The organism is Mycobacterium sp. E1747, assembly GCF_001667775.1.
GTDB lineage: Bacteria > Actinomycetota > Actinomycetes > Mycobacteriales > Mycobacteriaceae > Mycobacterium.
Map to the genome: position 1 here is coordinate 1 of NZ_LZJI01000131.1, position 12,260 is coordinate 12,260.

9 protein-coding genes are annotated in these 12,260 nt (G+C 67.8%); 5 read left to right on the forward strand and 4 right to left on the reverse strand.

The window, feature by feature from the left end; translation table 11 throughout:
- Both A5695_RS29620 and A5695_RS13220 read right to left on the reverse strand, forming a co-directional pair.
- Positions 1–76, reverse strand: a 76-nt coding sequence (locus A5695_RS29620) for a PPE domain-containing protein (protein WP_156737843.1), incomplete at its 3' end; no start/stop codon positions are given.
- A 496-nt stretch (positions 77–572) separates the two neighbouring features.
- On the reverse strand, positions 573–767 hold the full coding sequence (locus A5695_RS13220; protein ID WP_067276845.1) for a ferredoxin: 195 nt from the start codon (positions 765–767) through the stop codon (positions 573–575).
- 236 nt (positions 768–1,003) lie between these two features.
- On the opposite strand from A5695_RS13220, the gene A5695_RS13225 reads away from it, so the two are divergent.
- Positions 1,004–2,176, forward strand: a complete 1,173-nt coding sequence (locus A5695_RS13225; RefSeq protein WP_068082281.1) for a cytochrome P450 — start codon at positions 1,004–1,006, stop codon at positions 2,174–2,176.
- A gap of 28 nt (positions 2,177–2,204) precedes the next feature.
- Here the strand turns inward: A5695_RS13225 and eccCa are convergent, their stop codons facing one another.
- Both eccCa and eccB read right to left on the reverse strand, forming a co-directional pair.
- A complete protein-coding gene (eccCa, locus tag A5695_RS13230; protein ID WP_068082284.1) occupies positions 2,205–6,368 on the reverse strand; it encodes a type VII secretion protein EccCa in 4,164 nt (1,387 codons plus the stop codon).
- Positions 6,365–7,882 (reverse strand): type VII secretion protein EccB, encoded by a 1,518-nt coding sequence (gene eccB / locus A5695_RS13235; protein WP_068082287.1) that lies wholly within the window; start codon positions 7,880–7,882, stop codon positions 6,365–6,367. Before eccB ends, eccCa begins: the two co-directional genes overlap by 4 nt.
- A 429-nt stretch (positions 7,883–8,311) precedes the next feature.
- Between eccB and malQ the strand changes: the two genes are divergently transcribed.
- From malQ to A5695_RS13255, 4 genes are all read left to right on the forward strand, one after another.
- Positions 8,312–10,474, forward strand: coding sequence for a 4-alpha-glucanotransferase (gene malQ / locus A5695_RS13240; protein WP_068082290.1), 2,163 nt, complete (start codon positions 8,312–8,314; stop codon positions 10,472–10,474).
- A 4-nt stretch (positions 10,475–10,478) separates the two neighbouring features.
- The gene (locus A5695_RS13245; RefSeq protein WP_068082294.1) at positions 10,479–11,360 is read left to right on the forward strand and encodes an LLM class F420-dependent oxidoreductase; all 882 of its coding nucleotides are present in this window, start codon (positions 10,479–10,481) and stop codon (positions 11,358–11,360) included.
- A gap of 4 nt (positions 11,361–11,364) precedes the next feature.
- Positions 11,365–11,832, forward strand: coding sequence for a nuclear transport factor 2 family protein (locus tag A5695_RS13250; RefSeq protein ID WP_068082297.1), 468 nt, complete (start codon positions 11,365–11,367; stop codon positions 11,830–11,832).
- Between the two features lie 145 nt (positions 11,833–11,977).
- The gene (locus A5695_RS13255; RefSeq protein ID WP_068082300.1) at positions 11,978–12,247 is read left to right on the forward strand and encodes a hypothetical protein; all 270 of its coding nucleotides are present in this window, start codon (positions 11,978–11,980) and stop codon (positions 12,245–12,247) included.
- Positions 12,248–12,260: the final 13 nt, after the last annotated feature.

Genomic DNA, 12,260 nt, shown 5'->3' on the forward strand with positions numbered 1-12,260 from the left:
TCAACGACCCCGAACCCGGACCCGCATACATCCGACCGGAATTGATCTCCGGCGGTAACGCCCCGAAGTCAAACACCTGTTCTCCTCAGTTGGCCGGGATCGCTGGCGATCCCGGCAGTCGCATCGGATCAGTGGTGGCCGTGGTCACGGCTTCGTAAGCATTCGCCACCCGTACGTCGCTGACCGCCCCGGAATCACCGACTCAGACCTCTCGGTCCGCCACCCCAGTCGGCGGGCTGGCCGGCGCATCCTGCCGATCCCGTACCTGGCGCCCAAATGTGGCTTGCCGCCACGCTTCTCGGACATTCGGTCAGGAACAACGTGCACCTTTAGCCTCGATTGATCCCCTGCTGTCAGCAACCGAGCGACAGTCCGCGGTCTTACCGAACTGTCGCTCGTGAATGAGATTAGTTCGTTATCGGGGGTGCTCCGACACGCAGCGCCAACTGTTCATTCCAGGCCAGCGACTGTTCATTCCCCGTCGACCACAGTTCATTTGTGGCAACTGTTTGTTCATCCGGGGTTTGCTTTTAAATCGTTCTCAATGCCGCCCCGGCGGCACGTCGCACCGGTCAGTCCTCTTCGAGGATCAGCGCCATCTCGGGGCAGGAAGCGACGCCGTCCCGCGTCAGTTGCTCGTCCTCGGGCCGCACCTCATGCTCCTCAAGGATCGAATAGCCGGATTCGTCTATCGGGAACAAGTCTGGGTCGACGGCGTAGCACTGGGCATGACCCACGCATTTGGCTTGTTCGAGACGAACCCTCATGAGGTTCCCTCCCTATTGGGCTTCGCAGAATAAGCAGGATCGCGTCAACGAATCGAGCGGCGATTCATCGCTGGCTAAAGTGTAGAAGATGGTCGCTGCCTGAAGTCGTTGACCGGAAACCACCGTTTCGGGTTCGTGTCCCATTGCGACACATGCGATATTGGTGTGCCGGCTGAACGGTGCCGACGAAGTCCCCGCCGCAGCGGTGGAGATCAAGATAGACATGCGGAGAGCCCATGAGCACTCCTGGCCAAGGCCAGCAAGGCGCGTTTCACCTACCGCGTCTCGACTTCGAGAAGTTACCGATGGCCGAGGATCGGGGCGTCGGGTGGAAGACGTTGCGCGACGCCGGGCCGGTGGTGTTCATGAACGGCCACTACTACATCACCCGCCGTGAGGACGTGCTGGCGGCGCTGCGCAATCCCAAGGTCTTCTCGTCGACGATCCTGCAGCCTCCCGGTCATCCACTGCCCGTGCTGCCGCTGGCGTTCGACCCTCCTCAGCACACCCGCTACCGCAAGGTGCTGCAGCCCTTTTTCAGCCCGCTCGGCCTGAGCAAGTCCCGCCCGGTGCTGGAGCGGCACGCCACCGAAATGATCGCCGCCTTTGCGAGCCAAGGCAAATGCGAAGTGATGGCGGACTTCGCGCACCTGTACCCGTTCCAGGTCTTCATGGACCTTTACGGCCTGCCGATCGAGGATCGCGACCGCCTGATCGATTGGAAAGACTCGGTCGTCAGCGACAAGCCCTACGTCACCCAGGCCGACATCGACAAGAGCCAGCAGCTGTTGGCGTATCTGGCCGACGCGATCCAGCAGCGCCGGCAACATCCCGGTTCCGACATGCTCTCGCAAGTCATGGCCAGCGACGGTGACTTCACCGACCTGGAACTGCTGGGCATGAGTCACCTGCTGATCCTGGCGGGCCTGGACACGGTGACCGCGGCGATCGGATTCTGCCTCTTCGAGTTGGCGCGCCGGCCACAGTTGCGGGATTTGCTTCGCGACAACCCAAGGCAGGTCAGGGTTTTCATCGAGGAGATCGTCCGGCTGGAGCCCTCCGCGCCGGTGGCGCCCCGGATCACCACCCAATTCGTGGAGATCGGCGGCATGACGTTGCCGCCGGGCACGTCGGTGCGGTTGTGCATGGCGGCGGTCAACCGCGACGAGTCCGATGCCACGTCGGTTAACGAGCTCGTCATGGACGGAAAGGTGCACCGGCACTGGGGGTTTGGGGGTGGCCCACACCGCTGCCTGGGCTCGCATCTGGCGCGCATCGAGCTGACGGTGATCGTCGGGGAATGGCTCAAGCAGATTCCCGACTTCGACGTGCCGGCGGACTACGTCCCCGCGATCAACTACCCCTCGAAGAGCTTTGCGCTCAAAGAATTACCGCTGCGCTGGGGCTGATTCCAACCCCAGCGCAGCGGTATCCGGCTTACTTGCGCAGGTCCGTCGCCGCGACCTGGACGAACACACCGGTGTCCTCGGCCATCAGCAGACCTCGACCACGGGGCAGCGGGCCACCCTTCATCTTGCCGCGGATGAAACCCTCGTCCGGGTCGGCGTCCATGACCAGCAATGGCGCGTTCGCCTGGGCCAGCGCTCGCAACATCGGGTCGCTGCCCGCCGAGGACCAACCACCGAACGTGCGCGTGACGAGCACGTGCAATCCGACGTCGGCGGCCCTGGTCACCCACGGAGCGGCCTTGTGTAGCGGCGAGTCGAAACCTGCCGGCAGCTGCTGGATGTCGTCGACGATCAGGAAGATCTCCGGACCGCTCCACCACGACCGCGACAACAACTCCTCGGCGGACAGGCCCGGCGGCGGCTCACGTCCGGCCAGGACCGCCGCCAACTCGCCCATCATCGCCTGGACGCCGTCGAGGTTGTACGCGAACTTCTCGACATAGTCCGGGCCCAGCGTGGTCAGCAGCTGACGCCGCGGGTCCACCAGCCAGACCTGTGCGGACGGCTGGCCGGGCGCGGGCGTGGGGGCGCTGCTGGCTCCCGGCGCGTAGAGCCGCCCGATCTCGCTCATGATGGTGGCCAGCGTGGTGGTGCGCCCACATTCGCGTCGACCCGTCACCATCAGGTGCGCATTCTCGGCGAAGTTGAGGTAGACCGGCGAAAGGTCCGATTCGGAGATGGCCCAAGCGATTCCGCCCGCGCCGACACCCTGCCGGGTGTCCCGTGCGGCCAGCTCCCGCAATTGCTCCACGTCGAACCGCGCCGGGAGGCGGCGCACCGGCGGGGCCTGACTGCTCGTGAGGCGGCTCACCGCGTCGATGACGCTGTCGGATTCGAACACGTAGCCAGCTGTGCTACTGAGCGCGGGGCGGGCCACCAACGTGTGCAGACCGGCCTGCGGGTCGGAATCGAGGCGGACGTAGTTGACCGCGACCATGCCGCGGCCCGGCTTGACCGGAACCTCCTTGGCGAACCGGGACCGCACCAGTTTGGCATCCTCCACGGCGGCCAGCCGCAGCTCGACCCGGGAGCCGAACCCGCTTCGCACCGGCGGCCGCAACTCCGATTCCCGATCGGCCGTGACCACCACGTGGACCCCGAACGACGGTCCCTGGTTGATGATCAGGTTCACCTGCTCAATCAGCACCTCGTTCTCTTCGGCGAGCGCCCGGTAGTTGTCCACCACCAGGTAGACGTCACCGAACCCGTCGTTGGGGACCGGGCCGGGTTCGCCGCCGAACTTGCGCCGACGGAACACCTCCATGGAGGCGATCCCGTACTCGAGGAAGGTGCTCTTGCGCTGACGCACCAGCGCCAGCAACTCGGCCACCGTCCGGCGCACGCCGTACGGATCGGTCGGGCCGGCAACCTCACCGACGTGCGGCAAGCGGGCGACCGTGGTCAACGCCGTGCTGCTGTAGGCCAGGCAGTAGAACTGGACCTGCTCGGGCGTATGGGTCAGCGCCGCCGAGCAGATGAGCGTCTGCAGTGCCGTCGTCTTGCCCGAGCCGCCGGCGCCCAGGATCAGGACGTTGGCGCCCGGCCCCGAGGTGTCGACCGTCCACGGCGGCTGGTCGTGCTTGAAGGGCCGGTCGATGATCCCGATCGGGAACACCAGGTCGCGGGCCGTGCCGTAGTCCTCCTGCCACGGGTGGCCGAGGAACCGGTCGACCAATTCGTCGATCGGAACGGGCTGGTTCAGCGGCGGCTGCCACAACCGGTACGGCTCGAAGTCGATCTTGCGCAGCTGATCGATGATGACCGTGCCGACCTTCGGCACCCTGATGCCCTCGACGTCGTCGTCACCCGCCTCATCGGCCCCGAGGGTTTCGCCGTTCGTGATGGCGGCCGGGGTGAGCTCCGGGCCACCCACGCTGACCTCCAGCGGGGTGAACGAGTTGGTGAACAGCTGCGGGCGAACGTAGTCGATGCTGTGCACCAACGCGGGCGCGACGTCGCCGTCATCGGTGAGCCCGCGCGGGAAGTAGTCCCGCCACAGGAACTCGGCCTGGAACCGGACGATGTCCTCCAGGCTGCGGCGGAAGTAACCCAGACCCGCCTGCGCCGGCAGGTTGACCGCATTCGGCACGCCGGCCGCCTGCGCGGCACCGGCGGTGCGCGCTTTCAGCACCAACCGGTAACCCATGTTCTCCATGAGCTTTTCGGCGCGGCTTTCGATGGTCTGCGACGCCATCATCAGGTGGATCCAGTAGGCGCGGCCCTGCCGGCCGATCGAGTCGAGCACGTCGACCGCGGTCGGCATGATGCGGAACCATTCGTAGAACTCGTCGATGACCACCACGAGCATCGGCAGCGGCGCCATGTCTTGGCCGCGGGCTTGCATCCGGAGCCGGACCGAGTTGTACTCCTTGGCGTCGTCGACGCCGGCGCTGTCGCAGATCGCCTTGCGGCGGGCGATCTCGCCCCACAGGGCGTCCAGGAAGCGCTCCATCAGCGCCTGGTCCTCTTCCAGGTCGGTGATGATGCGCGACACGTGCGGGACCCCGGCGAACGGCTTGACCGCCGACCCACCCTTGAGGTCCGCCAGTACGAACTGCAGCTCCTGCGGCGGGTGGCTGAGCATCAGCGACTCGATCACCGTCCGCACCAGGGTCGATTTACCCGAACCGGTCGTTCCGGACATGACGCCGTGCGGACCGTCACCGCCCTCGTCGAGCGATTTCATGTCTAAGAACAGCAGTTCGCCGTTGTCGGAGCGATTACCGAACGGCGCCCGCAAGCGCGACCGGCCCATGGTGTCGGTGCGCGCGCCCCACAGCGCCTCGAAGTCGATGTGGCCGGGGTCGTCGATTCCGTAGTACGCCATGATGTCGCGGGCACCGATGTGGGCCACCCGCTGGCCGATCTCCTCGTAGGCCTCGGCGAGCCGCCAGCGCGCCAGCGCCTGGGCGAATTCCTCCGCCTCGGCGACGCTGATGTGATCGGTCAGCGCGAAGAACCACGGCTTTTCGTCGATCACCATCCAGGTGTCGCGGTCGCGGGGCAGCGCCTCGATGATGCCCTTGTCGTCGAACCGCAAGGTGCGCTCGGGAACCGACGTCCACATCGACGAACCGGTCAGGTCGAAGAACGTCACCCCGTCGATGCCTTCGGCGCTGATCACGAACTCCCACTGGGGGTCGACGACGTCCGCGACGATCACCGTGTGGGGCGTCGGGGTCTGCGCCGACGAGCTGGCGTGCCGGGGCGTGAAAGAACCACGTCCGGCGAACAATTCGGACTGCTCGGCGGCGAACTCGCGCACCGAGCTGTACACCATCCGCGCGTTGCCGGCGGCATCCTGACGCCGCGGGTCACCGAAGTGCGGAAGCCACTTGACCCAGTCCCACTCGTCCAGGTCCGAGGTGACGACGACCATCTGGACGTGGTCGGGGCCGTGCGAGAACGCCAGCTGGCAGATGATCGCCCGCATCAATCCGAGTACCTGCTCGCGGTCCCCGTTGAGCGCGTACCACGGTTCGACGAGCAGCGAGATCATCTTGGGCAGGTTGTAGACGACGCTTTGGTAGCGGCCGAATTCCTGCAGCGCCTTACCGGTCACCGGCTCGAGCTCGATGTCGGTCGGCATGTTCTGGGGCTCACCCCAGGTCACCTCGGGACGGGTCATGCCGACGCCGACTCGGACCACACCGAAGTTGAGGTCCTTGCCGTCGGGCTTGCGCTCCCACATGCGTGAGCTGCCGACCGCCGCGGCCAGCGTGGTGGGCGCCGGGTGGAACCACCGGTAGTTGGCGTCCATGCTGTCGGCCGACTCGTGGGCGGTCTCCCGCAGCATGTCCAGCATCAGCATGAACTGGGCGCGCATCGCGTCCAGCTTGGGCCGGCTCATCTGCTGCTGGCCTCCGAACCGGCCGCCGAACATCATCATCGCGACGCCACCGATCATGAAGATCGGGAAGATCGCTCCGGCGCCGCCGAAGACGCGTGAGCCGCTGCCGAAGACCATCGCGACCATGCCGATCAGCAGGCCGATCACCAGCACGCCGACGATGATCAGCCACACGGGCTTGCCCTCTGGCGGCGGAATGCTCAGGGGCGTCGGAAGGACGATGTTCTCCGGCTTGATGACCGGAGGCTTCTCCGGTGTCGGCCGTGCAAACCCGCGTTTCACTTAGGTACCGCCAATTCTCCTGGGGACATATCCATCGGTAGGGTGTCGTGCTCGACGAGCGCGTCCGCGCGCGACAAGGTCGGCCCTTGCGGGAGCAGCCGCAGCGCCACCCACGGTGCCAGGCTGGGTTTGGTCTTCAAGCCCAAGGCCTCACGCACGTCGCGCGTGTCGTCGACCCCGAACCGGGCGCCGGCGTCCGTCACCCACCACAGCGATTCGGTCGTCTTGGCGCCCGGGTCGTTGCCCGTGACGGCCACGAAGTTGCCGTAGTCGGGCCCGAAGAAGACCTGGTCGGCCACGCGGCCCGTCGTGTCGGCCTTGACCAGCGAGACGACCTTGTTCTCGTCCTTGGCCGCCACCGGAATCGTCGGGCCGGACACGACCTGGATGCGGGCGCGGTTCTCACCGGAGGTCTTCTGCCACCACCAGCAGGTCGACGGGTTCTCGCGAATGTCCGAGACATTGAGCGGAGCGTCCGGGTAGGACGACAAGTCGAGCTTGTTGACCACGGGCATCTTCGCCAGCGCGGACGGCTCCACGGTCACCGGTTTGGTGTTGCCCGGCCCGGCGTTCTGCAGGATCTGGGCCACCAGCGGCGGCAGGGTCTGCACGCCGTCAGCCAGCACCAGCGAATACTGTTGCGGCCCACTGATTTGCGGCGTGACGATCACCGTGCCGATCGGGCCGGGCGCGTTCGGGAACGACGCGCCGGCGCCCGCGTTGGGGATCTGCGGCACCGTCAGTTCGGGGCCCACCGGCAGCGCATCGAACAGGGCCCGGCTCATGGGTTTGGCCTGGCCGACCTGCTCGGGCGTCAGGCCCAGCGGCAACAGCACCGATCGATTGGTCGCGTCGATCCGCGACCGGCGTCCCTCCCGGATCACCCACGCGTCGCCGCCGTAGTTCAGCACCACCGCATCCGATCCGTTCAGCACGCGGCGGTGGTTGCTCAGGTCGGGGTTCCCGTCGATGACGGTGACCGTCACCCCGGACGGCGCACTGACCCCGGTCGAGGTGGAGACGGTGTCACACACCAGCCACGACGACGTGGTCGGGCTGGTGGTGTGGAAGGTCGACGGCGCGCCCGGGATGCCGACCATCGGGCCGCGCGGCAGGCTGGCGATCTGGTTGGACTTGACCAGGTGCGGGTTGTCCGGGCGGCCGGTGATCAGGCGCGCCGACGCCAGGTTCAGCGCCGGGTACAACCGGTCACCCACGCGGACATAGAGGGCACCGGAGTCGCGGTCGGCGATGATCGGCGAATCCCCCACCTGGCCCGCCGGGCTGAGGAAGGAGTACAGCAGCGCGCCCAGGCAGATAACCAGCGCCGCCGAGACCGACGCCACCACGGCCAGTGTCTGACGCCGCCCCGGCTCGACCTCCATCCGGACGCGCCAGCGGGTGAGCGCCATCGCGGTGCGGCGAGCGAGGAACTGGTAGCCGGTCACCTGGGTCCGCGTCGACAACCCGAGGCCATACCCCGACCCGCGTTGCCCGCGACTCTCTTCCGCCACTTAATTCACCATCCGGTCTGCTAGAACGCTTAGATATTGTCCCTGAAAAATTCCGCTGCGCGAAGTACCTCGACAACCGTAAGGCACCGGTACGGGCCTCGCCACGCGGCGAGGACGGCGTTCGCCGCCGCACCTGTTCATCTGCGGGTGTCCGGTCGTCGGCAGCTCGCCGCGCCCGCCGGCGCGCGCGACGTGCCAGGCGCCGTTGAGCTGGCACTTTTGAACCCCGCCGATTCCCGCCCGGACTGCTTCATCTCTCTGCAGGGCATCGTAATGGGCGGATGGCCCGCTCGTCCTGTCAAGCGTGCGCCCTCGGCGAACGGCGCGACGCACCGCCGGCCGGCAAAACGGGCGGTGGCGTCCGCGGGCCGAGTCGTCGCCTCTCCCCCGATTGGTCGCCCGGCGATTTCTGACGCCAAGATGTGCGGTATGAGTGAGCTCGCGCCCTCGCTGGTCGAACTTGCCAGGCGATACGGCATCGCGACCGAGTACCAGGATTGGACCGGGCGGCGGGTACTCGTTTCCGAGACCACGCTGGTGGCCGTGTTGGCCGCCCTCGGCGTAGCGGCCGGCACCGAGCAGCACCGCAACGTGGCCCTGACCGCCAAGCTGCGATCGCATTGGGCGCGGCGGCTGCCCGCGACCATCGTCGGCCGCAGCGGCGAGGAGGTCCGGTTCTGGGTGCACGTGACCCACGGCGACCCGGCGGAGGTCTGGTTGCAGCTCGAAGATGGCACCGTGCGCGGCGGTATCCAACAGGTGGACAACTTCACTCCGCCGTTCGACCTGGACGGGCGCTGGGTGGGCGAGGCCAGCTTCGTGCTGCCGGCGGATCTGCCGCTGGGCTATCACCGGGTGCATCTGCGTTCCGGCGGTGTGGAGAGCAGTAGCGCGGTGATCATGACACCGGATTGGCTCGGGCTGCCGGAGCGGCTCGGCGCCCGCCGGGGCTGGGGGCTGGCCGCCCAGCTCTACAGCGTGCGGTCCACCCAATCGTGGGGGGTCGGGGACCTGACGGACCTGACCGACCTGGCGGTGTGGTCCGCGTCGCGGCACGGCGCCGACTATCTACTGGTCAATCCGCTGCACGCGGCCGCGCCGACGGCGCCCATGGAGCCCTCGCCCTACCTGCCGACGTCGCGGCGCTTCGTCAACCCCATCTACCTTCGTCTCGAGGCCATCCCCGAGTTCGCCGAGCTGCCCAAGCGCAGCCGGGTGCGGCGGCTGCGTTCCGACGTCCAACAGCGAGCCGCTCGGCTCGACGCCATCGATCGCGACAGCGCGTGGGCGGCCAAGTGCGCGGCGCTCCAGCTCGTGTATCGGGTGCCGCGGTCCGCGGGCCGTGAGCTGTCCTACGACGCCTTCCGCGCCCGCGAGGGCGCCCCGCTCGACGACTTCGCCACCTGGTGCGCGCTGGCCGAGAAGTACGGCGACGATTGGCATGCCTGGCCCAAGTCGCTACAGCATCCCCGCGCGCCCGGCGTCGATCGGTTCGTCGAAAAGCATCCGGAGGCAATCGATTTCCATCGGTGGCTGCAATGGCAACTGGACGAGCAACTCGCCACCGCGCAGTCGCGGGCGCTGCGGGCCGGGATGGCGCTCGGTGTGATGCACGACCTCGCCGTGGGAGTGCATCCCAACGGTGCCGACGCGTGGGCTCTGCAGGATGCGTTGGCGCTGGGCGTCACCGCCGGAGCGCCGCCGGACGAGTTCAATCAACTCGGCCAGGATTGGTCCCAGCCGCCGTGGCGGCCGGATCGGCTGGATGCGGAGGAATACCGGCCCTTTCGGGCGTTGATCCGCGCGGTGCTGCGGCATGCCGGCGGCGTGCGCATCGACCACATCATCGGGCTGTTCCGGCTGTGGTGGATTCCGGAGGGGGCACCGCCCACCGAGGGCACCTACGTGCGTTACGACCACGAAGCGATGATCGGCATCGTCGCGCTGGAGGCACACCGCGCCGGGGCGCTGGTTGTCGGCGAGGATTTGGGCACGGTCGAACCGTGGGTACGCGACTACCTGCTGTTGCGGGGCTTGCTAGGCACCTCGATCCTCTGGTTCGAGTTGGACCGGGACGGGACCGGCGGCCCGCTGCCCGCCGAGCGCTGGCGGGAGTACTGCCTGTCGTCGGTGACCACCCACGATTTGCCGCCTACCGCCGGCTACCTGGCGGGCGAGCACGTGCGGCTGCGCGAATCGCTCGGACTGCTGACGCGCTCAGCCGGGGACGAGCTCGCCGCGGATCGGGCCGAGCTCGCGGGGTGGCTGGCCGAGTTGCGGCGGGTGGGGCTACTCGGTGACGCCGACAACGACGAGGAAAGCATCATCTGTGCCCTTTACCGGTATCTGGGGCGGACCCCGTCGCGCCTCGTCGGCGTGGCCCTGACCGATGCGGTGGGTGACCGGCGGACCCAGAACCAGCCGGGGACCACCGACGAGTACCCCAACTGGCGGGTTCCGCTGACCGGCCCCGACGGCCGCCCGATGCTGCTGGAGGACGTGTTCACCGACGCCCGGGCGGCCACCCTGGCCGAGGCCGTGCGCGGTGCAATCGCGCCCACGGCCGTCCAGAGCGCGCCTGTTAGCTTCTGAGGCCATGAAGGTCTCAGTCGTGGCCCCGGTTGCCGACGGCGTCACCGCGGATCCGGACTGGATGGCGGCGTTCGCGGGTCACCTGGAACGGTGCGGGTTCGAGTCGATCGTGGTCGTCGAGCACACGGTGCTGCTCACCCGCTATGACAGCGTCTACCCGTACGACAGCTCCGGCCGCGTCGGGCTGGCCGCCGACTGCCCCGTTCCCGACCCGCTCGATCTGCTGGCGTTTCTGGCCGGCCGCACCACCACCCTCGGGCTGGCCACCGGTGCGCTGGTGCTGCCCAACCACCATCCGGTGGTGCTCGCGAAGCGGGCCGCCACCGTGGACGCGTTGTCGGGTGGGCGGCTGCGGCTGTGCGTCGGCATCGGATGGCTCAAGGAGGAGCTCGAGGCGTGCGGCGCGGACTTCGACAGCCGCGCCAGACGTGCCGACGAGCAGGTGGCCGTCCTGCGGGCCTTATGGGCCGAGCAGCCGAAGGGGGTATCGCATCACGGCGAATTCTTCGACTTCGACGACGTCATGTGTTATCCCAAACCGGTTGCACGCGAACGGCTTCCGATTCATATCGGCGGGCACAGTCGCGCGGCGGCCCGCCGCGCCGGTCGCGTGGGGGATGGCTTCCAACCCCTCGGTGTCACCGGTTCGGAGCTCGCGTCGCTGATCGCCCTGATGCGCGCCGAGGCGGCGGCGGCCGGACGCGATCCGGCGGCCCTGGAAATCTCACTGGGCCACGCGGTGAACAAGATCGACGCCGAGCGGGCGGGCAGCCTTACCGATCAGGGCGCCGACCGGCTGGTGCTGGCCATGCCGCCGACCGGCGATATCGAACAGGCCAAGGACATGCTGTCGGCGTGTGCGCAACGCCTTTCGCTGATCGCGTGACGCGATGGCCCTGTCAGCCGACGACCGATCCGCCCTGAGCGACCTGGTGCACCGGTACGCGGCCCTGGTGGATGAGCGCCAATTCGACTTCGTCGCAACACTTTTCGCTGATACCGCCGTGCTGGAGGTGCCCGAACCGCCCAAGGCGCTGCAACCGATCCATGCGCATCGGGGCCGCGACGCCATCACCGCAGCCGTCGCGTCCGTCGCGGCGGTCGTCCGCACCGAGCACGCGATCGTCGGTGAGGTCTACGACGAGGCCGGCCGGGCGGGCACCGCCCGCGGGCGCGTTGCGTGCATCGCCCACCACTGGGACCGGCGCGGCGACGAACTCGTCGACGTGGTGTGGCATCTGCGCTACGACGACGAATACGAGCGGACCGACCGTTGGCACATCAGCCGGCGGGCGCTGACCATCAACGCCATCGAGATGGGTTCGGTCCGCAGGGTCCGCGGACACGACCCGATCTAGCGGGCTTGCAGAAGACTCTGCGCCAACTCAACACGAACGACCAACCACGCTGTTGGCGCCCTCCACACCTCCGTCGTTTGTCCCGACGGCATTCCGGGTAGCACCACTAAGCGGCCCAAAGGAATTGACCAGAGGAGACGCCCACATGAGGCACAGGCCCGATCATGCTCGAACCGGCAGCCGGGAATCGGCACAGGATGTCGAACGCACACCCGGGCTGGTCATCGTCGGGGCGGCGGCCCTGGCGTTCGTGGTGTGCGTGGCCACCTTCGCCCTCGGCGACGCCGGCGCGGGCGTGGCCGCGGCGATCGTCGCCCTGCTCGCGTTCGGGGCCGGACTGTCCTGGCTTGCCATGGACCGCAGGCGGATTCGCCAGGCGGAACGGGAGTGGCCGATCGGCCACGCGGCGCGGTAGCGCCTATTGCCGC

Coding starts and splice junctions, on each gene's coding strand:
- A5695_RS13220 (WP_067276845.1), bottom strand. CDS start 767: ATGAGGGTTCGTCTCGAACAAGCCAAATGCGTGGGTCATGCCCAGTGC.
- A5695_RS13225 (WP_068082281.1), top strand. CDS start 1,004: ATGAGCACTCCTGGCCAAGGCCAGCAAGGCGCGTTTCACCTACCGCGT.
- malQ (WP_068082290.1), top strand. CDS start 8,312: ATGAGTGAGCTCGCGCCCTCGCTGGTCGAACTTGCCAGGCGATACGGC.
- A5695_RS13245 (WP_068082294.1), top strand. CDS start 10,479: ATGAAGGTCTCAGTCGTGGCCCCGGTTGCCGACGGCGTCACCGCGGAT.
- A5695_RS13250 (WP_068082297.1), top strand. CDS start 11,365: ATGGCCCTGTCAGCCGACGACCGATCCGCCCTGAGCGACCTGGTGCAC.
- A5695_RS13255 (WP_068082300.1), top strand. CDS start 11,978: ATGAGGCACAGGCCCGATCATGCTCGAACCGGCAGCCGGGAATCGGCA.